This is a genomic window from Pseudomonas sp. GL-B-19, assembly GCF_019956415.1.
Classification (GTDB): domain Bacteria; phylum Pseudomonadota; class Gammaproteobacteria; order Pseudomonadales; family Pseudomonadaceae; genus Aquipseudomonas.
Genome location: NZ_JAHBDK010000065.1, coordinates 1 through 26,092 on the forward strand (window position 1 = coordinate 1; position 26,092 = coordinate 26,092).

Consider the following 26,092-nt stretch of genomic DNA (forward strand, 5'->3'; position numbering starts at 1 on the left):
CGCGGCCCAGCTGGATATCTTGAAAGAACCCGGTTTTGAACAACGCACGAGTGGATTCCACCAGGCGACGATCATCCGCCTGTTCACCGACGTTCAACGGCAAAGCACCAAAGACGCTACCCGCGGAAACCCGCTGGAGGCCATTGACGCGAATATTGGAGATTTTGAAGCCTTGGGCGTGCGCAAATGTGGCATTGAGCAGCAGCGCAACCGAGCAGAGAAGGTGCGAAAAATTCATCAAGTTGTTCCAGGATACATCGACAAGCAGCGCAGGCACGCCTGGATAACTCGCCGTAGACGGGTCACCGCACAGGGGCCAGGCGGGTGGACGTCAAGCATAAAAGCGCGGGATGTTTGGTGCGGTTAACCAAGTGTCAAGTTAGGTAAAGGTTGGACTGAAACGATGACGGTGCGCGGGGCAATAGAGATAATGCGACGATGTTCACTCAAGAGCCCGCCATGATCTCCGTATTGCTAGTCGACGATGACCAGGAACTGACGGCAATGCTCTGCCAATACCTGGAGAGAGAAGGCTTCGAGGCGACTGCCGTACACACCGGCGAGGAGGGCGAACACCAGGCGCTTTCGGGTCGTTATGGCATTGTGGTGCTGGATGTGATGATGCCGAGACTGTCAGGTATCGAGGTTCTCAGGCGTATCCGGGCCAGCAGCCAGGTGCCCGTAGTTTTGCTCACGGCTCGTGGCGACAATATCGACAGGATCACCGGCCTGGAACTTGGCGCCGATGACTACGTGCCCAAGCCCAGCTCTCCGGGTGAACTGGTGGCACGTTTGCGGGCGATCATGCGCCGGGTGCGATCGATGAGCCCGCCAGCCATGGAAGTCATCGAGAGCGGCACTCTGACCTTGTGGCCGGGCAAGCGTCAGGCTCGGTGGCATGGGCGCGAGCTCAGCCTTACCAGTACCGAGTTCAGCTTGCTTGAAGAATTGGCCCGACGGGCAGGACAAGTGGTGAGCAAACAGGAGCTGTCGCTCAATGCCTTGGGGCATCCGTTGACCCGCTATGACCGGCGCATCGATGTGCACATCAGCAGCATTCGACAAAAACTGGGGCCGCGTCCCGACACCAGCGCGTGGATTCAGAGTGTGCGTGGCCTCGGTTATCTGTTGATCGCGGAATGATGAGACCAAGCCGCTTGTACTGGAAACTGTTCCTGGCGTTCTGGCTGGCTACCAGCCTGACCTTCTTTGTCGGGCTGGGCATTCTGATCCTGGAAAACTTCCGCCCCGGCGATCCTCATCTGGAGGTTGTCCTGGTCAGTGAGGAACAGCTGCTGCAGCAATTTGGCATCGAATCGGGCAAGCAACTCCTGGCGGTGTGGCAGCATCCTCCTGGTCAGGCGATTGGCGTATATGACGTTGCTGGCCAGCTGCTGGCCGGCTCACCGGTATCGCAACCGACTTATGAGCGCTCGTTCATCAGTAAAGAGGGGGTCACACTTTCGCTCAGGTCCTCTCGTTCTCCTGGTCGTGACGATAATGGCAGGCCCGGGCGTTTGACTCCGCTGATCGTCGGCACCGTGATGAGTGCGCTGTTTAGCGGGTACCTGGCCTACTATCTGGCTTGGCCGTTGGCCTACTTGCGGCGGGCGATGAGCGATGTCGCGCAGGGGCACTTCGATACCCGGGTCAAACCGATGATGGGCAGGCGCCGCGATGAAATCGTCGACCTGGCCGAGGACTGTGACCGAATGGCCAACCAGTTGAAATTACTGGTGGAGGCTCAGCAGCATCTGTTGCACGACATCTCCCACGAACTACGTTCACCGTTGACGCGCATGCAGGCCGCCATTGGGCTGTTGCATCAGGTCCCGACTCGCCTGGAAATGATCGAGCGCATTGAGCGCGAGTCGGTACGCATGGATACGCTGATCGAGGCCCTGCTGACCCTGGCGCGCTTACAGGGCCGGCCCGAGAGTTTCGAGTGTGAATCACTGGATGTCATCGAGTTGTTGGCGGAAATCGTCGAGGACGCCCAATTCGAGGCGAAGATAAAAAATTGTCGGGTCAGTCTGCAGGCCTGTCCGGCCTTCGTCAGCCGTGTCAACGGCGAGCTGTTGTATCGGTGCTTCGAGAACGTCATTCGCAATGCAGTGCGTCATACCCGGTCGGTGAGTACAGTGCGGGTCTGCGCCGCGGTCGATCTGCCAACACAAAGCCTGACCGTACAAATTATCGATCAGGGGCCAGGAGTCGAAAGCAGCAGACTGCAGAGCATTTTCCATCCCTTCGAGCGTGGTATCGGCGAGCACAGCGGTGGTTTCGGCCTGGGACTGGCAATCGCCTCCAGGGCGGTAGAGGTGCATGGCGGCACTATTGCGGCGTACAACGAGCCGTCCGGTGGGTTGATCATGGATATTCGTTTGCCCCATCGGGCTTGATCTTTACACGAAATTACATTGCCTTGACCGCCCTGTACGCACTGTCTCAGTAGACTTCTCACTGAAGCTTACTCAACGTTTGCTGATTTTCTGAGTGATGCCATTGAGAGGAGGTCGGCATGTTTCTGGTTCATAAAAAGGGATTTGTATCTGGGCAGAAAATGGTCGACGGGCTGGTACCCTATGATTTCTTCTGCGAAGACAATCCGGATATCAACCTGTTTGTATTCACTGGTTCTGCCACACCGGGCAAGGCGGTCAAGGAACAGACGCTCTGGGGGTTTACCCGCATGGAACGTTTTGAGGCGCTGAGCCACACCTTGGTGGCGAACAAAAGGAACGACGGCTGGTTTCAAAATGTGAGCGTACTCACCGGACCAACCCGCAACGGTACTCAGGCTGTGATGTTTCAGCGAGTACTGAAAATCATCAAGCATACCGTTGCATTGGGCCATACTGCGCCCCAAACGGATTATGAGATCCACACCGTTGAGGGTGATACCTACTTCACTCGTCGTCCCACTACATTGGATACTGCACAATCTGTCATCTATGCAGCAGATCAATAACCTGGCCGCGTCAACCACCATCCACGCCGTGTCATAAAAACCGATAGCCTCAGTGTCAGACAGGCTCATGAGAATGTTATAGGTTCAGTGTTGATTGTCGCGATACTGACTCGGCGACAAACTGGTCAACGCCCGAAACTGCCGGCTAAAAGCACTATGGTCGGTATACCCACAACGCAAGGCAATCTCGGTAATCGGCAAATCGCTATGCAACAACAACCGTGAACCCTCTTCCAGCCGTGCCTTGTGAATCATCTGCCGCGGTGTGAGCTGGAATACCCGTTTGCAATGACGCTCCAGTTGCGCCACCGAATACCCGGCAATGTCCGTCAACTCGGCAAGGCTGATAGGTCGGGCAAAGTGATCACGGATATGCGAATCCACCGCGGCGAGCTTCTGATAAGCAGGATGACTGGATTGTGGCGATTGCAAATCGCGGGAAATGCCGGCCAGGCCAACGATGCGACCTTGTTCATCTTTGAGGGCTAGTTTGTGGGTCAGGCACCAGATCGGCTGGTTGCCGAAATACAGGTGCAGTTCCAACTGGTCGGCTAGTACCCGGCCGCTGGAGAGCACCCGTCGATCCTGTTCGGTGTACAGCGGGCCGAACTTTTCCGGGAAGACCATTTCAGCGGTGCGTCCCAGCAGTTCCTCACTGTGTTTGAAACCGCATCGCCGGGCCAGGGTCTGGTTGACGAAGGCGTAACGGGCCTCGCGATCCTTGATGAAAAACACCACGTCCGACAGGGTATCGAGCAGCGGCGCGATCGGCTGAAGACTGTTCAGCAGCGTCGGCAAGTCGCAGGGTTTAAACGTGGTGAGCGAGGGGTACATGGCGTTGGGGGCCTGATGTCGACCCCCGGGATCATAGTGGCTCGGCAGCGTGGCCGAAACCCCCGATGCGATCATCACGCGGGCGGGGTGTCGTCCAGGCACATCAAAGTTTCGATTCGCGCCGGGCTGAACGGTGGGCGCGGCGCTGAGGGTTGCCAGCCAAACAGATGCTGCACCGCACCGCCACACACACGCCCCTGGCAGGCCCCCATGCCGCAGCGACTGGCCAGCTTGGCCTCACGCCAGTCCGTGTGCCCGGCCAATGCGGCGTATGCCACATCTTCGCAACGGCAAACCAAGGTGTCGGGGCGCACCAGGGATTTGAGTCGCGGGTCGAGGGCGAATGCCTGATTCAGTGCATTGGCGAACCCCTGCCAGCGTGCCCGGCGCGGCCACAGTTGGCGGGCTGCTACAACGTCGCCCACTGCGGCGTGGCCAGCAATCGCACCTTCCACCAAGGCCAGTTCACTGCCACCGAACCCGGTGCATTCGCCCGCTGCGTAATGATCGGCGCGGTTGCTGGCCTGCCAGATGTCCACCGCCAACGCCTGTCCTTCAATGGCGTAACCCAGCGCCTGACCCAATTGGATATTCGGGATCAGGCCGAATCCACAGGCCAGCCGATCACATTCCAGTTCGACGATTTTGCCTTGCTGTTGCAGGCGTACGCCTTCGAGTCGGTCAGTGCCAAGGGCTGCGATTACATGAGTGGCTGCACGGTAATGACGGTTGAACAAGCTGAACGACTGCAACCATTTCGCCGGCCAGCGCGGCAGTTGCGCAGCGAAACCGGAGACCGCCGTGAGCGAAGCTTGCTCGGCGATGCGTAGCACCGATGCTCCGTGTTTTTTTGCGGTAGCCGCACTGGCCAACAAGAGCGGCCCGCTTCCGGCGATTACCACGCGCTCATCACGCACCGAAAGTCCGGATTTGATCAGTGCCTGCAAACCCCCGGCCCCGGTGACCCCAGGCAGCGTCCAGCCGGGGAAGGGCAACAGCAACTCTCGGGCACCGGTGCACAGAATCAATTTGCCATAGCTGATCAGCCAGCCGTGATCGTCGTCTTCGACCAGCAAATGTTTCAGGCCGGGATTGGCGATCACCCGAGTGCCGCTGTGATGGCGGATATTGCCGTGGGACTGTAACCGCTCACGCAGGTGTCGGGCCTGAGCGGGGAGACTGGCTTGAGGGCCGTCGCGCCAGATTTGCCCGCCGGTAAACGGGTTGTCGTCGAGCATGACAATGCGTGCACCACTGGGTGCTGCTGCCAGTGCGGCGGCCATGCCGGCGGGGCCGGCACCGATGATCAACAGATCGGCGTATTCGTTCATGGGTGTGTCTCCACCTGCATGCCGTCACGGCACAGGGTCTGGCACGCCAGGCGACGGCGACCGTCGATGGTCACCCGGCATTCCTGGCAAATGCCCATGCCGCACAGCGGTGCGCGCCGTTGACCGCTGACCGAGGTGCGGCTGCAACCGTTGCCGCCCAACGCCAGGGCTGCGGCGACGCTGGTACCGTCGGCGACCCTCAGGGCATGACCGTCGAGCATCAATTCAGGCATACACAGGTTCTCCGAGGAAACGTTGGGGCAGATAGGGTTGCGCAGCCAGTGGCGGGGTTTCGTTGAACAGTTGCGCGACCAGCAAATCCGCGGTGCCGGGCGCGGTGGTCACCCCCAGTCCTTCATGACCGACCGCCAGCCATAAGCGCTGACGTTGTGGGTGCTGACCCACCAGCGGCAAGCCGTCGGGGCTTGCGGCACGAAAACCGGTCCAGGCGCGGATGCCATTGAGCCGGGCCAACCCCGGCATATATTCGGCCGCACGCTTGAGCATTTTCGCCAACATCCAGCCTTCGACCTGCGGGTCGGTCGTGCCGAATTGCCGCGAGGCGCCAATGAACAATTGCCCGGTCGGACGCGGCTGAATATTGCAGGCCACCGACGGGCCTTTGGTGTTATGGGCGCTGGTGACATAACCCAGTTCCACCAGGGTGTGGGTGACGGTGGCGGGATAGCGGTCGGTGATGAGCAAGTGACCTTTTTTCGGCTCGATGGGCAACTCAGGGCACAGTTCATTGGCCTGAATACCGTTGGCCAGCACCACCGCTTCGGCACTCAACCAGTGGCCGTCATCGAGGCGTACCCGATGGCCATCGACCTCCGTGACATGTGCCCGGCGCTGGCGGATGTTCGGTGTGTCGAGCATCCAATTGGCCGTGGCGGGCGCATACAGAATGCCGTCACCCTTGATCAGCAATCCCCCTTCAAGGCCCTTGCGCAGTTCCGGTTCACGCTGGCGCAAGGCACTGGCACCGACCAGTTCACAAGCGATTCCCTGAGCCTGCAGGTTCAGGCATTTGCTGTGGGCCACCGCCATTTCCTCGGCGTTGGCGGCCAGCCAGAGCGTGCCGTTGTTACGGTAAGCGCAGCCGTCGGGCAAGTCCGGTGCGTGCTCGCGCCAGCGTTGCAGGGAATAATCACTCAGGGCCAGTTCGGCCGGGTTGTCGTCGAGCACCAGTAAGTGGCCCATGCCCGCTGCCGTCGCGTTATGCAGGCCGGCATCGAGCACCAGCACCTGCAAGCCGCGACGCGCCAGCGCCTGGGCGCAAGCCGCGCCGATGATGCCGGCGCCGATGACGATCACATCGGCCACACGGCCCTGGTTCATGGGCGAATGCCCCAGGCGAATGGATCGTCCTGTTCAATGATTAAGCGGGCTTCGGCACTGATGAAGGCGCGGCCACGAATGGTCGGCACGATACGCTCACCCTGCCATTCGAAGGAGCCTTCGAACTCGCTGCCAATCACACTGGCCTGGCGCCAGATCTGCCCTGGCTGCAACTTATCGTCAGCCGCCATGCACGCCAGTTTCGCGCTGGTACCGGTGCCGCACGGTGAACGATCGTAGGCCTTGCCAGGGCAAAGTACGAAGTTGCGGCTGTCGGCGTGATCGTCATCGGCGAACAGCTCGACATGATCGATCAGGCCGCCGTCTTCACCGCGAATACCCTGGGTTTCCAGTGCCTGCTGCACCGCGTAGGTGTAAGCGGTCAGCGCCTCAAGGTTGTCCCCGGACACCCGCAGGCCGTGATCGGCGATCAGGAAAAACCAGTTGCCGCCCCAAGCGACATCGCCGGTCACCTGACCGATACCCGGCACCTGCAATGCCAAATCTTTGCGATAACGATAGGCGGGGACATTGCGTACGCTGACCGAATGGTCGTCGTGCAGGGTAGCTTGTACCGTGCCCACAGGCGTCTCGATGCTGTGCACGCCAGGACCGATCTTGCCCATATGCGCCAGAGAAGCCACCAGACCGATGGTGCCGTGACCGCACATGCCCAGGTAACCGCTGTTGTTGAAGAAAATCACTCCGGCACAGGCGCTCGGGTCTACGGGTTCGCAGAGCAGGGCACCCACCAGCACATCACTGCCCCGTGGTTCCAGCACGCACGCCGCACGCCATTGGTCATGCTGTTCGGCCAGGATTTTGCGCCGTTCAGCCATGCTGCCACTGCCCAGATCAGGAAAACCGGCGGTCACCAGACGGGTCGGTTCGCCGCCGGTGTGGGAGTCGATGACGGAGATGTTTTTCATGGGAGGGCCACGTCCATTCGGTTGAGTGAACGCTAGAGTGGCCCGTGCGGTCGGGTGTCGGCTTGATGGATTTAACCTGTGCCGATGACGAAATCAGCACAGTGTCCGCAGCGATCAGTGAGCGTGGGGCAGATGCTCGAAGAGGGTCTTGCAGACCCCGGCAATGTGCTCATCCAACAGCTTCACCGCCAGATCCACATCCCCGGCACGGCAGGCCGCAAGAATCTCGCGGTGCTCGTGATCGGCGCGCTCCTTGCCGGCGGACAGGCTCATCTGCATGCGCAGGTAGCGCTCCAGTTTGTCGTTGACCGAACGAATCAGACTCACCAGAAACGGCCGCTGCGCCGGTTCGTAAAGACAGGAATGCAACTCCCAGTTGAGCTCGGCCCAACGCCCGACGTCGTCTTCGCCGATGAATTCCTGGCAGATGCTCTCGGCACGGGCGAAGGTCTGTTCGGTCATGTTGGGAATGGCCAGGCGCAACACCTTGTCCTCCAGCAACATACGCACTTCGAACATCTGCGCCAGTTCCGCATCGGAAATCCGCGTGACCATCGCCCCGCGATTGCGCTGGAACATCACCAGGCCTTCGGCCTCCAGCCGCTTGAGGGCCTCGCGCACCGGGATTTTGCTGACGTTGAACTGGCGGGCAATGTCGTCCTGGCGAATCGGTTCATCCTCGGCAAAATGCCCGGCGACGATCGCGTCCCGCAAATGACGGGTGATGATTTCCGAGGTCGAAGGCGTATTGCCAAGGTCGGGAGCGTTGAGTTTGGGTAGGTTCACGTCGGCGGTCGTTTGGAGTGAGATAGCGCTAGGGTATACGAAATTCTTTAGCCGATCTTCCTCTCCGATGGCGCCGGGTACCGAAGTACCGGCGCAGCGGCTGTTTGAATGCCAGGTTCTAGTCTTGATCTTCCGAGACTTCTTTCCAGCTGTCATCCGGGTCAAAGAGCTTCATCGACTGCGCCAACTTTTCACCATCAGGCCCCAGGTCTTTTTCAAATATCTGGCCGTCATGACTGATCATGAAACTCATCACACCGGTATCATCGTATTTCGCCGGCCAGGCGATCAGTGCAAAACCTCGGCTCATCTTGTCACCGATGAGGTAGCTGTAGGCACCACCCGGTGCCGAAGGGCCTTGGCCAGTCAGGATGCGGAAGTGGTAACCATGCCAGGCTTCTCCGGCAATGGTTTTGCCGAACGAGGGACCCAACGGGCTGATCTGACCGCTATCGTCGTCTGCCCAATAAAGTCCATCGTGCTTGCCGGGGGCGCTGTAGAGATTCTGCGCATACTCAAGTGCGCCGTCACCGTCACGATCCACTGACGCATAATCCATCTGGGCGTCGTGATAGGCCTGTGCCGATTGCAACGCGGCGAGTTCGTTGCGGCCAATTCGACGTGCGCGAATTTCGGCACTGCCGGCCTTGATGTCGAAGTGCCAACCTTTCGTGCCTTTTACGATGGGGACAGGCAGTGTCCAGTTGTTGGTTCCGACCGACAGGATCGCCTCGCCGTCGCTGGTTTTTTCAATGTGGTTTTGCTCGTGGTACAGCTTCAAAAATGCATCGACATCTTTGCGCTCCGCGCCTCCGCGAGGGATGTAACTACGCCATTCTTTACCCAGTAACTCTGTCAGGCGTTCATTATTGGCCTGTTTCGTACCCAGTGCTTCGACGAACGCTTGAGCGGCCTTTTCGGGCGTTGGAAATTCCTGATGTGCCATGACCATGCAGGACCACGCAACGCCTGCCGTTATCGCCAGGGACTGACGAAGCAAGCCCATGAGTGTCTTCACTCGAGGATTGTTATTCAACGACGGCCACCCCTTTGACTTTGACGCGCTGGTGGATTGGACGGCCGACTGACCTGTTTGCCGGCTGATCGCGAGGCACTCGGGCGCTGGGCCGATGCCTGGCTGGCCCGGCCACGATTCGCTTGTGCGTTGACTTGGGACGGTGAGCGCGTGCCGGCAAATGCGTTGTTGCGGGCACTGCCCTTACTGGCGACCTGCGTGGTCGGCCGACTTTTCGTAGTTTGGCGCGCCTGTGCGTTACCCTGTCCGCGCTGTCTGGCATCAGCGGTCTGTTTCCTGGGTTGCTGATTTTCCCGTGTGTTTCTGTCAGTGCCCTGGCCTCTGTTAGAAGCCTGCTGTCTGTCAGTTGCACTCTGTCTTTCAGCCGCTCTCTGTCTGTTGGCTGCGTTCTGCCTGGCAGCATCCCTGTCTGTACCACCTTGTGCCCGATTGCTGTCCACGCCTCTGGCCTGGGCGTCGCGCGCTTGATCACGGGCTTCGCGGTTGGTGGTGGGAGGTCGTTCGATACCGGCCCTGTCCATCGAGCTACGGGCATTTTCACGCTGCTGGGCTCGCTGGGCGGTGTCCCCTCTATAGGCTTCACGCTGATTGGCACCGTTCAGTTGACGACCGTACTGCTCGCGGCTCCTGCTGTCGCGATAGGGAACGCCATTGCGATGCGCGGAGTTATGCTCCCACTTGCTCTGATTGACGTTGATTCGGTTGTTGCCATTGATGTTGTTGTAGCGTTCGACGTCGATGTCGACGTCGTTATTACCCCAGTCACATTCGCCCCACAACGAACCGACGATGGCCACACCGGCACCAAACGCCAGCCCGGTCAACAATGCCTGGCCGGGGTAATAGGCGGGCGGCGGTGGGTAGTACGCAGGAGGCGACGCAGGATAAGGCCAGGTGCCGTAGGTGGTTGTCGGGTTATAAGTGGGTACGTAGACAACCTGTGGATCGGCCGGCTCAATGATGATGGTGGAGGAGCTGGCCGGAGCCGGGGCCACAGTTGTGGACGTGGCTGCCGGTGCCGGTGCCGGAAAATTCTGAACCGTCACGTTCTGATATTGGTTGCTCTGCAGGTTGCCTGCTGCCTGCGCCTGATGACGCAAGCGTTGCACCGCTGCCATGAGATCGTCGGGCTGCGCCAGGAAGGCATCACCCAGGCGTTGTACCGCCACAGGATCCTGTCCCAGCGTGGCCAACACCTGCGGGAAGGCGACGAGCGCCTGTACACTCGGATCCCAGGGCTTGTTCTGCACTTGTTTGACTGCATCATCGCCCTTGGCGTTCGGGTTGGCTTTAGACCAGGCGACTGCTTCGCTGAATTCCCCGGGATACGTACTGGCCATCAGAATCTGTGCCAGCAGTGGATCCGGGTAAAGCGCAATGGGCGCCAGCAGTTGATCCAGCTGTTCCTGGGTAAACACGGCATCTTTAAGCGTCGAACTGGCGGGCGCTGGCACGGCAGTGGTCGTGCTTGAGGCCGCTTCCACTGCCTGCGATACGCAGAAAGATCCGCTCAAAATAAGGACAGCTGACAACGTGTAGAGTGATGGAATGCGCATTGCAACTCCATGTGGTCAGGCAGGTTTGGAATGAGTGGATCAATGCCACAGAGGTGAGGTCCGACTTTGCTAACCCCAGACCTCAGCTTCGATACCGCTCATTAAGCGTAGCAAACAAAAAAATTCTGCTATTTATTTACATTCGCTCGATCCGCTCTGGAAACTCATACCAAACCACTCAGTTTGTAGCTTGCGTCATCACCGGGCACTGGCATCGGTTTCGTGCTCGTCTGCAAACGCCACGAGCACCTCCAGGTCGAGCACATCCAGCTTGATCCGAGCGATAAAGGCTGAGAAGGCGAGGTTGGCGGCGAGCAGGCGCAGATCGCTGGCCCACGCTGGAAGATAGACCGGCCCCTGGAGCCAGCCCGACTCGAACAGTGGCGCCAGGCGTACGGTATCCCCCAGGCTGAGGCGCCCGGCAAACAAATGGCCAACCAGTTCCGGCCGGTTATCGCGAATCGCGATGCGCAGCAGGGTATGGACGCCGAGCAAGCCAGTCAGGTAGGCGGCATCCTTGGTAAACGCTGACCCACCGTGCAGGTCGGCGCCGCGGAACACCCGTTGGGTGGAGCGAAACGACTCCTCCTGCGACTGACCGGCCGCCAGAAAACCTTCGAATACCTGGATGAAATCGGCGCCCTCCAGCGCCTGTTGGACGGCGAGCACGCGCAAGGCGAGGCGACGCAAGCGGTTGATGTCCATGCTGCCGGTGAACAGCTCGGCCAAGGTAGCAATACCCTCCTGAGTCTGTGTCGTGCGGGGAGCCCCAAGGCCGAGGCTTTTGAGGTTGGGTTGGCGCGCGCCGTTTTGTGCCGTGGCGATATGCACGAACGCCTCGTGCTGCAATAGCTGATTCTTGTCCAGTTCAGAGAACATCGCGCTGGCGCGCAGGCGGATGCGGCTCGCCCCGGCGATGGCCTTGGCGGCCAGGGTCGGATCGAGTATCACCGTGACCTGGCCCTCGCCGAAGAATCGGTCCAGTTCCGGCTGCATCCAGGCGGCAAAGGCCTCGGCCGGGATCTCGGCCGGGCTCGGTGGAATCCGGGCACTGCCCAGAAGGGCGTCGGTGGTGTCAAGGAAGAACCGGGCGGCGTCCAGCATGCTCAAGTTGAGGCGTGGGTAATGGAAATCCGGGCGCCGGTACAGCGCTGATGAATAGTCAGTAAAGGCGGGAGTGCCAATGGCCCCCAGCATGCGTCCGGCCGTGGCATAGCTTCGCGCTGTCATGGCGAGGTAGTTCCCGGCGGGATGCGCTTCATCACAATGGTCAACAAAGGATTCCAGCGCGTCGATGTCGGCGCTGTGGTCACGCGGACGCAGTTCGACGTTCGGCAACTGTGCATGCCCGCTGCGCCAATTCGCCAGGAAGGCTTCTTCGACGCCATCGGGCCACGCCAGGGCATCCAGCACGCGGATCTTGCGGGCCAGACCGGGCAGGGCGGCATCGAGTTCAGACAGGGGCGTGGCGATCATCGGAATCTCCTGGGGAGACAAGACTTACCAGTAAAAGCTTAGTCGTTGCTGATGCAGCGCGTTGTTACAGGTCAGGGCGCTGCTTGCGGGAGATTGATGCGAACAGGCAAGGCAGGCATTCGCGTGCTAACCGTTATAGAGGCTGCATCAGGTGCGCCGTTGTAGACATCGCGCTCGAAGTCGGCGACAAATTTTTTTGTCACTACAATTAAGTGAAATCGAAAAAGAGCACCGCCTGATAGCGCTGTGCTCTGGCCTATGAAACTTGCACACGTGAGTACCTTTCAGCGAGGTAGGACGCATGCCAAACACCGAAGGACAGAAGCGGGCACGGATCCTCGACCCGGTCGATCGTGTCACAGAGGTCATATTCGGCCTGCTCATGGCGATGACGTTCACTGGAACGATCAGCGTGGCGACATCGGGCCAGGAGGCTGAACGTACCATGATGTTTGCCGCGCTCGGTTGCAATCTTGCCTGGGGGCTTGCAGACGCGGTGATGTATCTACTGCGCGCGTTGATCGACCGCACGCGTAAAAGCACGTTATACGAGAAACTCGGCGGGGCGGACGCGGCCACCGGCCAGGCGCTGGTGGCGGGGGCTCTGCCGTCGCACCTGGCGGCAGCAGCCAAGCCCGAGACCCTGGAATTGTTACGCAGCCGCCTGGTCGATTACCCCGCCACGTCGGTACAGTCGCGCCTCGGTTGGGATGATTTCAAAGGTGCACTGGGCGTTTTTCTGTTGGTGGTGGCATCGACCTTTCCACTTGTAGTGCCTTTCCTGTTACTCGAAGAGACGGCGCTCGCCGTTCGTCTATCTAATTTGGTCGGGCTCGCGGTGCTGTTCATCGCGGGTTGGATACTGGCGCGATACGCCGGCGCAAAACCGTGGCAAGGCGGGGTTGCGATGGCGGTCACTGGCGCGGTTCTGATCGTCGCGATCGTCGCGCTCGGCGGATGACGAACAAAAGCGGATTCGGCAATTCTGCAGCTGCCTCTAAGCCATTACGCGCTGTACACCAAGGGGTTACAGTTCTATGAGCGATTCGAATTCTGTACCTTCCGCCCCCGAACCGGGCCGTATTGCACATCGGGTAGCCGGCGCCGAACAGAAACACTGGAGCCGCTGGCTGCCTGGACTGAACACGCTACTCACCTATCAAATAGCCTGGTTGCGAAATGACATCGTCGCCGGACTCGTCCTGACCACCATGCTGGTGCCAGTGGGTATCGCCTACGCGGTGGCCTCGGGCGTACCCGGCATCTATGGTCTTTACGCGACGATCATTCCGCTGCTCGCTTATGCGTTATTCGGGCCGAGCCGGATTTTGGTGCTGGGGCCGGATTCCTCGCTGGCGGCCGTCATCCTTGCCGTGATCCTGCCACTGTCGGGCGGCGACCCGTACCGCGCCGTCGCCCTGGCGGGAATGATGGCTATTGTGTCGGGGGTGGTCTGCATTCTGGCCGGCATAGCGCGCTTGGGTTTCATCACGGAACTGCTCTCCAAACCGATTCGCTACGGGTACATGAACGGTATCGCGCTGACCGTATTGATCAGCCAATTGCCCAAATTTTTCGGCTTCAAGATCGAGTCCGCCGGGCCGCTGAGAAATATGTGGGCGATCATCACCTCGGTGCTGGACGGAAAAACCAACTGGGTCACGTTTGCCGTCGGTGCCGCCACGTTGGTGGTGATCCTGTTGCTCAAGGGGCACAAACGCATTCCGGGTATTTTGATCGCCGTGGCAGGCGCAACCATCGCCGTCGGTGTGCTGGACCTTGCCTCGAAATACGGAATATCGGTCCTCGGCGAGCTTCCACAAGGCATGCCGGCGTTTGCCATTCCCTGGATCACTCAAGCCGATATGGTCCCGGTCCTGATCGGAGGCATTGCCGTCGCGCTCGTTTCGTTCGCCGACACCAGCGTGCTCTCGCGTGTCTATGCGGCACGTTCGCGTACTTACGTTGATCCGAACCAGGAGATGGTGGGGCTCGGCGTCGCCAATCTGGCGGCCGGTTTTTTCCAGGGTTTTCCAATCAGCAGCAGTTCGTCACGCACACCGGTGGCCGAGGCCGCAGGCGCCAGAACCCAATTGTCCGGTGTCGTCGGAGCGCTGGCGGTTGCCTTGCTGTTGCTGGTGGCGCCGAACCTGTTGCAGGACCTGCCCAACAGCGCGCTGGCGGCGGTCGTGATCGCATCGGCCATCGGCTTGATCGAGGTCACGGATCTGCGACGCATCTATCGCATTCAGCAGTGGGAGTTCTGGCTGTCCATCGCCTGCACCGTCGGCGTCGCTGTGTTTGGTGCAATCGAGGGGATCGCCCTGGCCATTGTAATTGCGGTGATTGAATTCCTGTGGGATGGCTGGCGGCCGTACTCCACGGTGCTGGGACGTGTCGATGACGTTCAGGGCTACCATGACATCAAGCGTTTTCCTGACGCACGACTGCTTCCCGGCCTGGTCCTTTTCCGCTGGGATGCGCCTTTGTTTTTCGCCAACGCCGAGTTGTTCAATGAACGGGTGCTGGACGCGGTGGCCACGTCCCCTACGCCGGTACGCTGGGTGGTCGTTGCGGCGGAACCTATGACCAGTGTGGACGTGACCTCTGCCGACATGTTGGCTGAACTGGACGAAACTTTGCGCGCGGCGGGCATCGAGTTGTGCCTGGCCGAGATGAAAGACCCGGTCAAGGACAAACTGAAGCGATTCGGGCTTTTCACCCAGCTTGGCGAAACCGCGTTTTTTCCGACGTTGGGCACTGCGGTCAACAGCTACCTCGCGACGTATCCTGTGGAGGGGGCCAAACGGCAGGATGAGAATCAGTGAGGTGGTAGAGATGCACGAGTTTTGACGACTATCAGCGACCGAAGCGCCTTGCACGAATGCCTGGGGAGTCCTATCGTCAGATTTCAGGCGTCACAAAAGCTTTTGTGGAGTATGAGTGAACAATGTAAGTGCAGTTTCCCCTGAACATGCTCGGTGAGCGAGCCGACTGAGCGTTTTTGAAATGGAGGAACATCATGATTCGCAAGCACGTCTTGATGGCCTTGGCGACACTGGCCGTCGCCGCGGGTGTGCAGTGGGTCTCGGTGCCGGCGTATGCGACAGAGCAGGGAGAACAACGGCGTGAAGCGCGGGATACGAGGCAAACAGGGCGCTCCGACGCACGGCAAACCAAGTACGATTGCAGAAAGGCCAGTGACAAGAACAATGCAGAATGTCGCCAGGACAAGCGCAGTACCAAGCAGGACACGCGCCGCACCGCTCGGGACATCAAATATTGATCGTTAATGTAAATCCCGCTTCCATCCGCCAATGGGTCAATCTTTCCAGAAAACGGTCAAGGCAGAACGACTACATCAAGCAATGAAAAGCGGACAAATTTATTGTCCGCTCGATTTGCTTGAGCTGCTACTTAGCCGTAAAAAGCGGCTATCACAATGAGCGCGAGAAAACACACCAACTGGACGCAAAAGAAGGTAAACCGAATTGCCACGAACGTATCGGTTTGCACATGGGATACGTGAACCAAAGACTGGCACACGCGAGCGATCAGGACGAGTGTGGACAAGTAGTTCACTGCAGGGCCGCTGACACCAAGGGCTGAAATCACGAACACGATGACAGCAAAGACAGGCAGATTTTCCACACAGTTGGCGTGTGCTCGTGTCCCGCGCCGATACCAATCTTCGCCTTCGAGCTGATCGCTTCGGAACGAGGCAATCGGAACATTCGAGAACAAGATGGCGACCCAGCGGTACACTCCGACGGTTGCCATCAACAGCAGCAAAGTCCAGGTCGAAAACCCAAGTAGCATCCACATCGGTATGGTCATGGCCGCCATCCTCAATAAATCATTTTCAGCACGTCTTCCCACAGCCGCGCGGCCGACGAGGCGTCGGTCGCGCGCTGTCGATCAATGGCTCATGATGGGTGCCAGTGCAGTCTGAATCCTGGACATCTGTGCTGGCGTTGTCATGCTTGTAAGCAGCCGGCCAAAGTGTGGATGCAGCACGCCCGAGACAATGTATTGCCAGCGGTAGGCGCTCAGCACGCAGGCTTTGATTTGCGTTGTCTCATCGACACTGAACGGTTGTGAAACATTGCGAATAAAGTAGTCGGCATCGGATGCCGATTGCGCCTGAAGAATTCCGTCGACGGCCGCCACCAGCGCAATCAGATCGTTCACCGCCTGGTCGCACTCGGCTGGCGAGAGTTGCGCGTGCTCCGTCTTCCACTCCAGTTCATCGAGTACGACGTGCCGGCTTTCATCCTTCCAGTGAAATTTGAAGACATCCTTGAACAGTGGGCACAACTCCTCGCGCGGTGCGATGCTCTGTACGTAGTGCGCCTGGACAAACAGCTCGATATGACAGGTCAGCGCCAGAACCGACCACGTGCTGGCCGCCAGTACCGCACGCGCCACATCGTTGGGATCGGCCACTTGACGATACCCCGCTGGCAAGTGCGTACCCATCATCATCTCCATGCGCCGAAACAACTCCTGGTGCTTGATCTCGTCGTTGGAAAAGCGCACCAGCGCTTCGAGTGCGAGCTGATTGTCAAAGACATGGGCCCGACCTTGATCGAGCATTTTGGCACTGATAAAACGCTCGACCAGGCCAAAGATATACGCATAGGTCCGGCCCTGAATCTGGCTGAGCAGGCGCGCCTCGGCCCCGGCGAGAAAGGTCAGGCGGTCGATCTGTGATAGTCCATCGGGCAAGAATTTGCGCGAGAAGTCGAAACTCCTGTCCTGTAGCAAATCGCGATCGATCTGCCATTCGGCCTTTTTCGATGATCTGACAATTTGAGCATAACGGTCGGCGTTGTCTGACTCTGAGCTGGGTAGGGTAGCGACGCTGTTCATATGGATCTCCTGCTGCCTTGGTCGGTTGAAACGGGGCAATTACGGTTGACGTCGGAGCCAATGACCACAGGTGAAGCGTCGGGGGGATAGTCTCGATCGCTGAGTCCGCGTTGGTGCTAATCTAGGTCTCGCCGTTCAGGCGGTGAATGACCAGTGCGCCGGATTACATGCTCAGGCGTCCGGAAAAGAGGGCAGGCAAGTGTTGGATGCGCTTTCTGATGTCTTGCGTGTGATTCGGCTGTCTGGAGGAGTTTTCCTCGAGGCGGAATTCACTGCGCCCTGGTGCATCAACGGAAGAATCTCGGCGGATGATTGCAAACCGTTCCTGGCGGCACCTCGGCATATCATTGCGTCGCATTTTGTCGCCGCGGGGCACATGCAATTGCGCATCGACGGTGGTGCCTCCATCGACGTGGAGGCAGGTGAACTCGTTCTGCTTCCTCGCAATGACCCTCATACTTTTGGCAGCGACCTGAGTATTGCGCCCATGTCGGCGAGCGAAGTTGTTCAGCCGCCAGAAGTCGGCGGCATTTCACGAATCAAGTACGGTGGGGGCGGCGAGGCCACGCAGTTATTGTGCGGATTCCTCGGCTCTGAAACACCCTTCAGTCCGTTGCTTTCGTCGCTGCCATCCGTATTGAAATTAGACATTCGCGCGACGGCTTCGGGAGCCTGGATCGAAAGCTCGTTCCGTTTTGCTGTCAGCGAAATCGCGGCGGGACGCGTCGGCTCGGCGACGGTCATTGCCAAGCTATCCGAACTGCTATTTGTCGAAGCCGTCAGCCAGTATGTCGCAAGCCTCCCCGTTGAGCGGCGCGGGTGGCTGGCGGGTTTGCGAGATCCGCATATCGGGCGCGCACTGGCGCTACTCCATGCTCGCCCAACCGAGGGCTGGACTGCAGAAGCCCTGGCGCTTGAAGTGGGGATGTCGCGCTCGGTATTCGCGGAGCGATTCACGGCATTGGTCGGACAGCCACCGATGCAATACCTGACGCTCTGGCGTATGCACGTGGCAGCTCAACACCTGCGCGAAGGTCGCGGCAGTGTGGCGCAAATCGGCTTTGCAGTTGGCTACGAATCCGAAGCCGCATTCAGTCGCGCCTTCAAACGTCAGTTCGGCACGTCGCCCGGCACTTGGCGCAGACAATCAGCGTGAGAGCTGGAGGCCGGTGTGTATGAACATGGACGCGCTTAAGTTTCGCCAGCCACGCCTTCATCTATGCATGTTTGTGTGTCACATAGTTATCGGGTGAAGATGAGCAGGAACGGGCAGAAATAGTGGCCCCCCCGATATCGGAGTGAACGCCCCCATTAATGGGGGGTATTGCTCTGCAGTATTCGCGCCTCCATTAGCACGTTGTTTCAATCCGTGACCAATGTTTGCGGAGTATTCAAGTCATCACACATATTTTACACAACGCTGGCAGAGTAATTGCTGACTGAGCTTATCCCGTTCATGCAAGGTGCAGAGTCGGGAAGCAGTGCCGCTGTAAGTACCCCATTGAGTGATTACCTAACCATCGGTTTGCTTCACGCATTACCCCTGGCCACTCAATAGAAGTGCAGCAGTTATTCACTGCAACCGTCTAGGGGAAACGCTTATGAGCCGCTCTAAGCATACGTGTGCGCAGCGCTTTTACCAGATACGCAATAACTCGCCCAGGCCGGGTGAAATACTGGCAGCCTTTGTCCACAACCTGATCTACCTGGTGATCAGACCTGTTGTTCGCCGTCTTTTGTTCTTTCTCGCCTGCCTATTTACGATAACTCTTGTGGCGGCCGACGAACCTCAGGGTAACGACAATCAAGGTAATGAGAAGTGGGTGGAGCCGGCTCGCTCCAGGCTCATGCATGTGATTGGCGGGATGCCGTTCTTTCCGCATCGGGCCAATACCCCCGGCAACCTGGTTTTGAATGTAAAAGACTTCGACAATGCTCAGGTGTGTGGCGCTTGCCATACGGAGATCTACAAGCAGTGGCGCTCGTCGATGATGTCCCAAGCCTGGGATGAACCCATCTATCGGGCCTTGCTCACGCGTGCAAGTTCGGCCACCGAGGGGAAGGTCGATAACTTCTGCACCGGCTGCCATACCCCGATCGGTCTCACGACCGGGCAGATCAATTCGCAAGTCAACCGCTCCTCGATTGAAGACAGCGAGAAAAATCATCCGATGCCGGGGGTCGATTGCGAGACCTGCCACAACATCAGCGCTCGCACCGGCCTCGATAACGGCGCCTATGTCTTGAGCCCTCGAGCGCACGGTAGGCCGACCAAGTTCGGCCCGCGTAAAGATGCCATTTCGCCTTATCACGACACCGTGTATTCCGCTCTGCACACACGCTCGGACTTTTGCGCCACTTGCCACAACGTCACGCACCCGTTCAGCAGTGTGGCGGTTGAGCGCACCTATGACGAATGGCAGGAGAGCGCCTACAGCTTTAACAATGTGACCTGCCAGAGTTGCCACATGCCGGGTTTTGCGGGTAAGGCCGCGATCATGGGGCCAGACCGCGAGGAGGTCGCCTCGCATTGGTTCAGCGGCGCCAATGCCATGATGCTCAAGCATCTCGGTCAGGAAGAAGGCGCGCAACGCGCGCGCGACATGCTCGCGCGTGCGGCGGAAATAAAGTTCGAGCAACTGCCGGCAACCATCATTCCCGGGCAATACACCTCGGTCGCAGTCAAAGTTGCCAATGTCGGCGCCGGGCACAAGCTGCCGACCGGCTTTCCGGAGGGACGGGAGATGTGGATCGATTTTCGGGTGCTGGATGCCAGTGGTCGCGAGCTCTATCGACTGGGTGCGATCAAGGAAGGCAAGACCGAGGACAACACGCGAAATTTCAAAGTGCATATAGGCGACAAGGACGGCAATCCGTTGGATGTCGAGGTCTGGAACGCCACGCAAATTCTCTCGGACAACCGCATTCTGCCCAAGGGCTACGATATTCGGGAGTTTTCCTTCCTGGTGCCGGCCGACGCCGTCGGGCCGCTGACCGTGACTGCCGACCTGAACTACTGGCCGTTCTCGCAGAAGCTGGCTGACTACCTGCTCGGCAAGGATAAGTTGCAAGTGGAAATCACCCGGATGGCCAAAGTCACGCAGAGCGTACCCCTGTGGACAAGCCTGCCCGCCGCCGGGCCAGATACTGCGCACTTTTAGCTGCGCAGTGTCGATGTCCAGCCTGACCCCGATCACTCACCGTAAAGGCTGCTAATTCAGGCTTTCGTGGCCGGCTGCAAGCGACACATAGCTGCCGGCACATGTTAATGAACGGTTATCTTGTAAATGCAATTGCCAATTTGTATCATTCGCTTTCAATCAGCGAAGCAGGGAGCGCAACGCCCAAACAATAATAAGGTCAAGGCAATGCTCAAAATGCTTCTCGTATACGGTCATCTGCTCGCTACGTGTATTGCCCTGGGGAGGGTGTTACAGGCGGATCACAAACTTTGGAGTTGGCGCAAGGAAATACTGGACCAGGCGAGGCTTGAGTACCTTGATGAAACTCAGAAGATCGTCAGCCTCGCACTGCTGGCCCTTTGGGCAAGCGGACTGTTGCTGGTGCTTCAGGGTTATCTCAATGAAGGCGACGCGTATCTGCTCAATCAGAAACTCTGGGCCAAGGTGACTGTCGTCGCGCTGCTTAGCTTGAACGGTGCATTACTGCATCGAATCGGCTTCCCGCTTTTGCAAAAGGCTCCATTCGTCGCACTGCGCAGTGCAGGTCGCGCGCGGCTCGCCTTGTTGGGAGCGCTTTCCATGAGCGGTTGGTTATTCGCTGCTTTCCTGGGGGTGGCTCGAGCCTGGAATCACGTGCTGCCTTATCTACACGTGATGGGTGCATTCGCCGCATTCTCGTTATTGGCTTGTTGCGTGGCACTTGCAGTCGCCGGTAGGGCGGGCAGTGTCGGTGCGCCAAAAAACTCGGTACCGGGGTAGCTATCCATAACGTGCAGCCGGTAGCCTGGTATTTGTCGAGCCATGGTGGTCATTGTCCGCTGCTGCGACCACCAGCGCTCGAACCTGCTCCCGTCCCTGTGCCGCTGCCACGAACCGCCCTTCTGGCCGAGTTTGTGTAAAAAATCCGTTGGCCTCTACCCAAACAATTTGAAGGTTGCCGAAGCCGTAAGGCTTGGCTTTCTGAATGGGGGGCGTTTTTTTAGACCACTGCACATCGCCCCTCGGGGACGCACAAGTTCAGGAACTGCTGTTGCGGAAACTACCGGGGGTGATGCCGACTACCTTTTTGAAGGCTCGGGTCATGTGGCTTTGATCGAAGAAGCCGCAAGTGAATGACGCTTCTGCGAGACTGGACCCGGTGCGCAACAGTTTTTGGACCTGGGCGATTCTTTTCTGGATTTGATAGCTGTGGGGGGAGACGCCAACGCTTTTTTTGAACACCCGGATCAGGTAAAGAGGGTCAAGGTTGACCAGTTGCGCCAGTTCTTCCAGAGACAGATGTTTGTCGAAGTCGTCTTCGAGCTTCCTCTTGATCCTTTGCACTGCGTGCTGCTCAGTCGCACTGACTGGTTCGATAGGCGCTCCGCTGCGCTCGAAGAGCTGCGTCACCAGATCCAGCAGGATAGTTTCCCGCTCAAGGCTGGAGGGGGATTTTTCAATGAGTTGATGTTGATGCAAAAAGGTCCGAGCGAAGTCGGGGGCCTGGCTCAGAGCTGTTTGAAAAAGATGAATATGATCGTCTGAAAAACGCCCTTGAAACACCATCCGATTGACCCATTCGGGGTCGATATAGAGCATTCGATACATCCAGCCCTCATCATGGCCTGGCAAGCCGTCGTGGATCTCCCCGGGGGTAATGGTGACCACACTGCCAGCGACCCCCATGTAGTAACTGCCGCGATAAAAAAGTTTTTCAACACCGCTACTTATAACGCCGATAGCGTACCGGTCATGTGAATGTCGGCCAAAAGATTGAGTGCTGTAACGCGCAGATAGCAACTCACAGTCGCCTTCGGGTATACGCCAGAATTGAACAAAATCCTTGTCTTTTTGAGGGGGTTTGTTACAGCGACTCTTGTCCATGAATTGTCCAGTTTTGTGCAATACGTATGAAAAAAAGGTCGCTAAATTTAGCACCTGTTTCATAACGCAAGCTAGGGGATACGATGTCTACAAAACTGGTAGTTGGGGATTTTAATAAGTCTTCATGGTCATTTCGTGCGTGGTTGGTTCTTGTGACAGCGGATGTTGAATTTGAAACCCTTCAGATCAAACTGGAGCAAAGCGACACCCGCCAGCGCATTCTGGAGCACTCGCCTTCAGGCAAAGTACCGGCGCTGCTGCTTGATGATGCCGTCATCAACGACAGCCTGGCCATCAGCGAATACATTGCCGGCACATACCCGGCCGCCAACCTTTGGCCCCAAGATTCACGGGTCAAGGCCCTGGCACGAGCTGCTGCGGCAGAGATGCACTCCGGTTTCACCCACCTGCGCACGCAGATGTCGTTTGGTCTGAACACCGGTGACATCCCGGAAAGCCTGACCGCCGAAACCCGATTGGAAATCATGCGGGTATTCGCTATCTGGAGCCAGCTTCGTGAAGTGAGCGGTTCAACACAGTTCCTCTGCGGTGACTTCGGCATTGTTGATGCGATGTTTGTTCCCGTGGTATTCCGCTTCCGTCGTTATGGTATTGCCATCCCAGCGCAATTGCAGGGTTATGTCGAAAAAATTCTGGGCTATGCGCCGGTACAACAATGGTTGGAGTTGGCTGCGCAAGAAGTCTAAAGAGTTGTGTAGCTGCTAACTATTACAGTTAATAAAAATATTAGTTGTTGTTTGGCTCGTGGCAGAAAAGGCCGTTGTGGCTTTTCTGCTTTGTCGAGATTCACGTTTGTTACAGGGCGGAAAAAGTTATGAGCGTTCATAAAGTTAATGCCAGGGGTTCGGAGCCTGGAGGACAAGTCCATGATGTAATCGGCATAGGTTTTGGGCCGGCTACTCTGGTCTTTATCAATGAGGTTACTCATGTCGATTAATAGCGATCGGGCAATCATTGAATTGACCATCGGTGGACTGATGCTAAGTCTGTCTGCTCTAGCCGTCGCTTTCGCTCATATCGGCGCGGGTGGCGCAGGGTTCTATCGGATGTTGTTCGCCTCGATCCTGTTCTTCCTGCTGCTCAAAATGCGCAAAACACCGGTGCTGCTCAAAAGCGCCAAGGCGCACTTGTACACTGCATTGGCGGGGGTGTTTTTGGCCATCGATCTGGTGCTCTGGCACCAGAGCATCTATATCGTCGGCCCGGGCATCGGCTCGATCCTGACTAACTGTCAGGTGTTCTTCATGACCCTACTGGGGTTGTATCTGTTGAAGGAAAAACCTTCGCTCTACTTCCTGGTATCCATCACCTTGGCATTTGTTGGCCTCTATCTGTTGTTGCTTCCCGAGATGACCAGTGCGATAGGAATCACAGGCGTGGTGTATGGAGTGCTGTCGGGGCTGGCGTATGCCATCTGCGTGTACTTTCTGAAGATCAATACCCAGTTACCTGACGGCGGGGGTGACAAGATTGCACAGATGCTCAATTTGAGTCTTTGGGCGGCACTGGTTCTGTTGACATACACATTGGCAGCTGGGGAAAGCTTGGCCATCGTGGATGGGCAAACTTTTCTGATGCTGATCATATACGGAGCACTGGTGCAGTTTGTCGGCTGGCTGCTGGTCAACCGTTCGATCGGAGCCATTAGCCTGGGGTTGGCCGGTCTGATCTTGTTGCTGGAGCCGGTGATCACGTATTTCATTGATGTCACCTTTCTCGGCAAGGCCAGCTCCACGCTGCAGATTGGCGGCGCGCTGCTGACTATCTTTGCGGTTTATATCGGCTCAATCAAACCGCCTGAGAAAGCGCATTCTTTACCCGAGGCGACATGAATCACGGCGATATCGTGAACGACGGACTGCCGGGACCGTAGCCAATAGGTTACGCGCGGACCCGCAAGGTCTGCGTGTAGTCGTTACTATCCGTTGCGGCCAACTTCCTGGACTTGGCAGATCGTGCAAGCTCGCGAAGAAGGATGAGAAGTAGCTTCATGGCTTTTTGCAAACTACCTAGACCTATCCTAAAGGCTGCTTTTGGCCGATATTTGCCTTCCACGACCGGCTCAAACCGACCCAAAGCAGCCGGTTAGCAGGATAGAAACTGGCCAGACGCGGACGTTTGGGTACCTCTAAAAACTCAAAAATGGTTCAGCTTTTAAACTACCTTTCAAGGTATTCATGAACATTGGTTAGTCAGCCGCAGACTGTCCCGGTCTTTCTTTTTCAGGAATTCTCAGAAGAATGAATACAGAGCTGGTTAAAAAATATATGACTGCGTTATGTGGATCGTCACGACCATTGGTGCGGGACCCGCGACTACTGATGGATACAAGCGGAGACCTTAAAATCTACTATGCGCCGTTCGAATATATCAATCCGAGTGCACGCATTGTCTTAGTCGGGATCACTCCAGGCCCCACTCAGATGGTCAATGCCAATAACGAGGCTCGGCTCTCGTTGCAAGCTGGAAAATCCCACGCAGAAGCTATCCAGTCCGCTAAAAATGTCGGTGCGTTTAGTGGTGAACCGCTAAGGGGAAACCTGATCAAGCAGCTAAACCACTGGGGCTTCCACCAGTGGCTCGGCCTGAGAGATTCAACTGATTTTTTCTCCACATCGCGCCACTTGGTGCACACTACATCACTACTGCGCTATCCCGTGTTCGTCAATGACGGCGATTATCGTGGCTCTCCAGACATGACCAAAAACGCGTTGTTACGAAAGTATCTCTTGGATAACTTTGTAGCAGAAGTCGAAACACTAAAAGACGCCGTCTTTGTTGGTTTGGGCCCTCAGGTTCAGAGGGTCCTGGATCGCCTAATTCAAGAACACGTTTTGAAAGCCGATCGTGTCGTGGGCGGAATGCTACACCCATCGGGTAACTGCACCTACCGAATCAACTACCTCATCGGTGACCGAAAAGGACCAGTCCCTCATGCGACCAACCCCGAACCATACGACCAGGGGCGGAGAGCATTTCAGGAAAGGTTTCTTGGCAGCAGGCCCTAAGCTAGGTTAGCCCATCAGGCTTTAATTCTAATGGGCTCTCGCGCTCATTCTCACTCAGCTATCTCCCATTGGAAAAAATCAGCTTCGGGGAATACATATGACTGATCAAGCGGTATTTGAGGGCGCTCATTTTCAAACGATACTTACACAAGAGCCGTTGAAAGAAGCCACCGTCTTTTCCCAAGGCTCAAGCAGCATGTTGTTTGAGCGCGGTGACAGACTCTATCGCCTTACTCTTGAAGGATGCGGCCATAACTTCCTCGCCCAGCAGTGGGCTGAAGGCAACCGCCATGTTGTCGAGATCATTCACGATTACGGCGCAGTCGGCCCCTCCGACTCCTCACTCCCAGGAAGCGCAAATGAGTTTTATTGGTTGGCCGAAGTGGAAAGGTTAGTGAGCGTAGATGAGAACAATGAACCTTTACTTGCCGGCGTAATGTCGGGGTTGCTGGACGACAATGACGATTTACCAGCCAACTGCGCGCTTTCTGAACGATGCCGGTCCTTAGCCGATGAGCATCCAGATTTGGCAGGGGTATTAATAACTCTCGCTAAGTCGGCGGAATTTGCGGAGCGCCATGACGGTAACGTCGATACCAAGCTTGACAACATTATGAGACGACCCGCTACTGGAGAACTGGTCTGGACCGACCCACTGGGCGGGTGCCTTTATGAGCCATAAATCAAAAGAGGGGCCAATTACTGAACACCAGCCGGCTTCCTGGCTCCGCGAAGTCCCGAGCCCAAAATGACCGCTTCTGGCCCAGAGTGTGTAAAAACGCTCATGACCTCATCGCTTTCGATCATCGACGTTCGTTGACTGAGCGATTGTGCAGTCGATGCCGCGGATCGCATTAGTCGCGACCTGGAACACGCCAACGCTGTT

General features: G+C 57.5%; 25 protein-coding genes and 1 pseudogene. 13 read left to right on the forward strand and 13 right to left on the reverse strand.

Translation table 11 applies throughout. The features are described 5' to 3' along the window. Positions 1-238 (reverse strand): annotated as a pseudogene (locus tag KGB06_RS24070) (outer membrane protein assembly factor BamA); the annotation flags it as partial. Positions 239-459: 221 nt separating this feature from the next. On the opposite strand from KGB06_RS24070, the gene KGB06_RS24075 reads away from it, so the two are divergent. The 3 genes from KGB06_RS24075 (at position 460) to KGB06_RS24085 (ending at position 2,971) form a co-directional block, all read left to right on the forward strand. After that, positions 460-1,143 (forward strand): response regulator transcription factor, encoded by a 684-nt coding sequence (locus tag KGB06_RS24075; protein WP_223520201.1) that lies wholly within the window; start codon positions 460-462, stop codon positions 1,141-1,143. Beyond that, on the forward strand, positions 1,140-2,402 hold the full coding sequence (locus tag KGB06_RS24080; RefSeq protein WP_223520203.1) for an ATP-binding protein: 1,263 nt from the start codon (positions 1,140-1,142) through the stop codon (positions 2,400-2,402). Before KGB06_RS24075 ends, KGB06_RS24080 begins: the two co-directional genes overlap by 4 nt. A 119-nt stretch (positions 2,403-2,521) precedes the next feature. Next, positions 2,522-2,971, forward strand: a complete 450-nt coding sequence (locus KGB06_RS24085; RefSeq protein WP_223520205.1) for a hypothetical protein — start codon at positions 2,522-2,524, stop codon at positions 2,969-2,971. Positions 2,972-3,055: 84 nt separating this feature from the next. Here the strand turns inward: KGB06_RS24085 and KGB06_RS24090 are convergent, their stop codons facing one another. From KGB06_RS24090 to KGB06_RS24130, 9 genes are all read right to left on the reverse strand, one after another. Continuing rightward, complete coding sequence (locus KGB06_RS24090) at positions 3,056-3,805, reverse strand: AraC family transcriptional regulator (RefSeq protein WP_223520207.1); 750 nt, start codon at positions 3,803-3,805, stop codon at positions 3,056-3,058. A 74-nt stretch (positions 3,806-3,879) separates the two neighbouring features. Beyond that, positions 3,880-5,136: an FAD/NAD(P)-binding oxidoreductase gene (locus KGB06_RS24095; RefSeq protein WP_223520209.1), complete on the reverse strand. Its 1,257-nt coding sequence runs from the start codon at positions 5,134-5,136 to the stop codon at positions 3,880-3,882. Further along, positions 5,133-5,369, reverse strand: a complete 237-nt coding sequence (locus KGB06_RS24100; RefSeq protein ID WP_223520211.1) for a (2Fe-2S)-binding protein — start codon at positions 5,367-5,369, stop codon at positions 5,133-5,135. Before KGB06_RS24100 ends, KGB06_RS24095 begins: the two co-directional genes overlap by 4 nt. Next, complete coding sequence (locus KGB06_RS24105) at positions 5,362-6,477, reverse strand: NAD(P)/FAD-dependent oxidoreductase (protein WP_223520213.1); 1,116 nt, start codon at positions 6,475-6,477, stop codon at positions 5,362-5,364. Before KGB06_RS24105 ends, KGB06_RS24100 begins: the two co-directional genes overlap by 8 nt. Continuing rightward, a complete protein-coding gene (locus tag KGB06_RS24110; RefSeq protein WP_223520215.1) occupies positions 6,474-7,406 on the reverse strand; it encodes a 4-hydroxyproline epimerase in 933 nt (310 codons plus the stop codon). The genes KGB06_RS24105 and KGB06_RS24110 overlap by 4 nt, the downstream gene beginning before the upstream one ends. A 114-nt stretch (positions 7,407-7,520) precedes the next feature. Beyond that, positions 7,521-8,192, reverse strand: a complete 672-nt coding sequence (locus tag KGB06_RS24115; protein WP_223520217.1) for a GntR family transcriptional regulator — start codon at positions 8,190-8,192, stop codon at positions 7,521-7,523. A gap of 118 nt (positions 8,193-8,310) precedes the next feature. Beyond that, positions 8,311-9,198 carry a DUF2950 domain-containing protein gene (locus tag KGB06_RS24120; RefSeq protein WP_223520218.1) on the reverse strand — a complete coding sequence of 296 codons (888 nt, stop codon included), beginning with the start codon at positions 9,196-9,198 and terminating at the stop codon, positions 8,311-8,313. Between the two features lie 26 nt (positions 9,199-9,224). Further along, positions 9,225-10,784, reverse strand: a complete 1,560-nt coding sequence (locus tag KGB06_RS24125) for a DUF3300 domain-containing protein (RefSeq protein WP_223520220.1) — start codon at positions 10,782-10,784, stop codon at positions 9,225-9,227. Between the two features lie 198 nt (positions 10,785-10,982). Continuing rightward, on the reverse strand, positions 10,983-12,260 hold the full coding sequence (locus KGB06_RS24130; protein ID WP_223520222.1) for a flavohemoglobin expression-modulating QEGLA motif protein: 1,278 nt from the start codon (positions 12,258-12,260) through the stop codon (positions 10,983-10,985). Positions 12,261-12,561: 301 nt separating this feature from the next. On the opposite strand from KGB06_RS24130, the gene KGB06_RS24135 reads away from it, so the two are divergent. The 3 genes from KGB06_RS24135 (at position 12,562) to KGB06_RS24145 (ending at position 15,546) form a co-directional block, all read left to right on the forward strand. Continuing rightward, positions 12,562-13,221 carry a VIT1/CCC1 transporter family protein gene (locus KGB06_RS24135; protein WP_223520224.1) on the forward strand — a complete coding sequence of 220 codons (660 nt, stop codon included), beginning with the start codon at positions 12,562-12,564 and terminating at the stop codon, positions 13,219-13,221. Between the two features lie 76 nt (positions 13,222-13,297). Continuing rightward, on the forward strand, positions 13,298-15,088 hold the full coding sequence (locus KGB06_RS24140; RefSeq protein ID WP_223520226.1) for a SulP family inorganic anion transporter: 1,791 nt from the start codon (positions 13,298-13,300) through the stop codon (positions 15,086-15,088). A 194-nt stretch (positions 15,089-15,282) separates the two neighbouring features. Continuing rightward, complete coding sequence (locus KGB06_RS24145; RefSeq protein ID WP_223520228.1) at positions 15,283-15,546, forward strand: hypothetical protein; 264 nt, start codon at positions 15,283-15,285, stop codon at positions 15,544-15,546. A gap of 131 nt (positions 15,547-15,677) precedes the next feature. On the opposite strand, the gene KGB06_RS24150 is transcribed toward KGB06_RS24145, so the two are convergent. Next, complete coding sequence (locus KGB06_RS24150; protein WP_223520230.1) at positions 15,678-16,097, reverse strand: MAPEG family protein; 420 nt, start codon at positions 16,095-16,097, stop codon at positions 15,678-15,680. Positions 16,098-16,178: 81 nt separating this feature from the next. Next, a complete protein-coding gene (locus KGB06_RS24155) occupies positions 16,179-17,132 on the reverse strand; it encodes a diiron oxygenase (protein ID WP_223520232.1) in 954 nt (317 codons plus the stop codon). Between the two features lie 199 nt (positions 17,133-17,331). On the opposite strand from KGB06_RS24155, the gene KGB06_RS24160 reads away from it, so the two are divergent. The 3 genes from KGB06_RS24160 (at position 17,332) to KGB06_RS24170 (ending at position 21,073) form a co-directional block, all read left to right on the forward strand. Continuing rightward, positions 17,332-18,288, forward strand: a complete 957-nt coding sequence (locus tag KGB06_RS24160) for an AraC family transcriptional regulator (RefSeq protein WP_223520234.1) — start codon at positions 17,332-17,334, stop codon at positions 18,286-18,288. A 445-nt stretch (positions 18,289-18,733) separates the two neighbouring features. Further along, the gene (locus KGB06_RS24165; RefSeq protein ID WP_223520236.1) at positions 18,734-20,293 is read left to right on the forward strand and encodes a multiheme c-type cytochrome; all 1,560 of its coding nucleotides are present in this window, start codon (positions 18,734-18,736) and stop codon (positions 20,291-20,293) included. Between the two features lie 207 nt (positions 20,294-20,500). Beyond that, positions 20,501-21,073 carry a hypothetical protein gene (locus tag KGB06_RS24170; RefSeq protein ID WP_223520246.1) on the forward strand — a complete coding sequence of 191 codons (573 nt, stop codon included), beginning with the start codon at positions 20,501-20,503 and terminating at the stop codon, positions 21,071-21,073. Between the two features lie 258 nt (positions 21,074-21,331). Here the strand turns inward: KGB06_RS24170 and KGB06_RS24175 are convergent, their stop codons facing one another. Next, positions 21,332-22,177, reverse strand: a complete 846-nt coding sequence (locus tag KGB06_RS24175; protein WP_223520238.1) for a helix-turn-helix domain-containing protein — start codon at positions 22,175-22,177, stop codon at positions 21,332-21,334. Between the two features lie 83 nt (positions 22,178-22,260). Here KGB06_RS24175 and KGB06_RS24180 point away from each other — a divergent pair, with 83 nt between their 5' ends. The 4 genes from KGB06_RS24180 to KGB06_RS24195 all read left to right on the forward strand — a co-directional run bounded on the left by KGB06_RS24180 (position 22,261) and on the right by KGB06_RS24195 (position 25,888). Beyond that, a complete protein-coding gene (locus KGB06_RS24180) occupies positions 22,261-22,884 on the forward strand; it encodes a glutathione S-transferase family protein (RefSeq protein ID WP_223520240.1) in 624 nt (207 codons plus the stop codon). A gap of 240 nt (positions 22,885-23,124) precedes the next feature. Then, complete coding sequence (locus KGB06_RS24185) at positions 23,125-24,030, forward strand: DMT family transporter (protein WP_223520248.1); 906 nt, start codon at positions 23,125-23,127, stop codon at positions 24,028-24,030. Between the two features lie 408 nt (positions 24,031-24,438). Next, a complete protein-coding gene (locus KGB06_RS24190; RefSeq protein WP_223520242.1) occupies positions 24,439-25,206 on the forward strand; it encodes a hypothetical protein in 768 nt (255 codons plus the stop codon). A gap of 97 nt (positions 25,207-25,303) precedes the next feature. Then, a complete protein-coding gene (locus KGB06_RS24195; RefSeq protein WP_223520244.1) occupies positions 25,304-25,888 on the forward strand; it encodes a hypothetical protein in 585 nt (194 codons plus the stop codon). Positions 25,889-26,092 lie beyond the last annotated feature (204 nt).

Bases quoted from the DNA above. Each gene is read 5' to 3' on its own strand.
- KGB06_RS24075 (WP_223520201.1), top strand. From the start codon at position 460: ATGATCTCCGTATTGCTAGTCGACGATGACCAGGAACTGACGGCAATG.
- KGB06_RS24080 (WP_223520203.1), top strand. From the start codon at position 1,140: ATGATGAGACCAAGCCGCTTGTACTGGAAACTGTTCCTGGCGTTCTGG.
- KGB06_RS24085 (WP_223520205.1), top strand. From the start codon at position 2,522: ATGTTTCTGGTTCATAAAAAGGGATTTGTATCTGGGCAGAAAATGGTC.
- KGB06_RS24090 (WP_223520207.1), bottom strand. From the start codon at position 3,805: ATGTACCCCTCGCTCACCACGTTTAAACCCTGCGACTTGCCGACGCTG.
- KGB06_RS24095 (WP_223520209.1), bottom strand. From the start codon at position 5,136: ATGAACGAATACGCCGATCTGTTGATCATCGGTGCCGGCCCCGCCGGC.
- KGB06_RS24100 (WP_223520211.1), bottom strand. From the start codon at position 5,369: ATGCCTGAATTGATGCTCGACGGTCATGCCCTGAGGGTCGCCGACGGT.
- KGB06_RS24105 (WP_223520213.1), bottom strand. From the start codon at position 6,477: ATGAACCAGGGCCGTGTGGCCGATGTGATCGTCATCGGCGCCGGCATC.
- KGB06_RS24110 (WP_223520215.1), bottom strand. From the start codon at position 7,406: ATGAAAAACATCTCCGTCATCGACTCCCACACCGGCGGCGAACCGACC.
- KGB06_RS24120 (WP_223520218.1), bottom strand. From the start codon at position 9,198: ATGGGCTTGCTTCGTCAGTCCCTGGCGATAACGGCAGGCGTTGCGTGG.
- KGB06_RS24125 (WP_223520220.1), bottom strand. From the start codon at position 10,784: ATGCGCATTCCATCACTCTACACGTTGTCAGCTGTCCTTATTTTGAGC.
- KGB06_RS24130 (WP_223520222.1), bottom strand. From the start codon at position 12,260: ATGATCGCCACGCCCCTGTCTGAACTCGATGCCGCCCTGCCCGGTCTG.
- KGB06_RS24135 (WP_223520224.1), top strand. From the start codon at position 12,562: ATGCCAAACACCGAAGGACAGAAGCGGGCACGGATCCTCGACCCGGTC.
- KGB06_RS24140 (WP_223520226.1), top strand. From the start codon at position 13,298: ATGAGCGATTCGAATTCTGTACCTTCCGCCCCCGAACCGGGCCGTATT.
- KGB06_RS24145 (WP_223520228.1), top strand. From the start codon at position 15,283: ATGATTCGCAAGCACGTCTTGATGGCCTTGGCGACACTGGCCGTCGCC.
- KGB06_RS24150 (WP_223520230.1), bottom strand. From the start codon at position 16,097: ATGACCATACCGATGTGGATGCTACTTGGGTTTTCGACCTGGACTTTG.
- KGB06_RS24155 (WP_223520232.1), bottom strand. From the start codon at position 17,132: ATGAACAGCGTCGCTACCCTACCCAGCTCAGAGTCAGACAACGCCGAC.
- KGB06_RS24165 (WP_223520236.1), top strand. From the start codon at position 18,734: ATGAGCCGCTCTAAGCATACGTGTGCGCAGCGCTTTTACCAGATACGC.
- KGB06_RS24170 (WP_223520246.1), top strand. From the start codon at position 20,501: ATGCTCAAAATGCTTCTCGTATACGGTCATCTGCTCGCTACGTGTATT.
- KGB06_RS24175 (WP_223520238.1), bottom strand. From the start codon at position 22,177: ATGGACAAGAGTCGCTGTAACAAACCCCCTCAAAAAGACAAGGATTTT.
- KGB06_RS24180 (WP_223520240.1), top strand. From the start codon at position 22,261: ATGTCTACAAAACTGGTAGTTGGGGATTTTAATAAGTCTTCATGGTCA.
- KGB06_RS24185 (WP_223520248.1), top strand. From the start codon at position 23,125: ATGTCGATTAATAGCGATCGGGCAATCATTGAATTGACCATCGGTGGA.
- KGB06_RS24190 (WP_223520242.1), top strand. From the start codon at position 24,439: ATGAATACAGAGCTGGTTAAAAAATATATGACTGCGTTATGTGGATCG.
- KGB06_RS24195 (WP_223520244.1), top strand. From the start codon at position 25,304: ATGACTGATCAAGCGGTATTTGAGGGCGCTCATTTTCAAACGATACTT.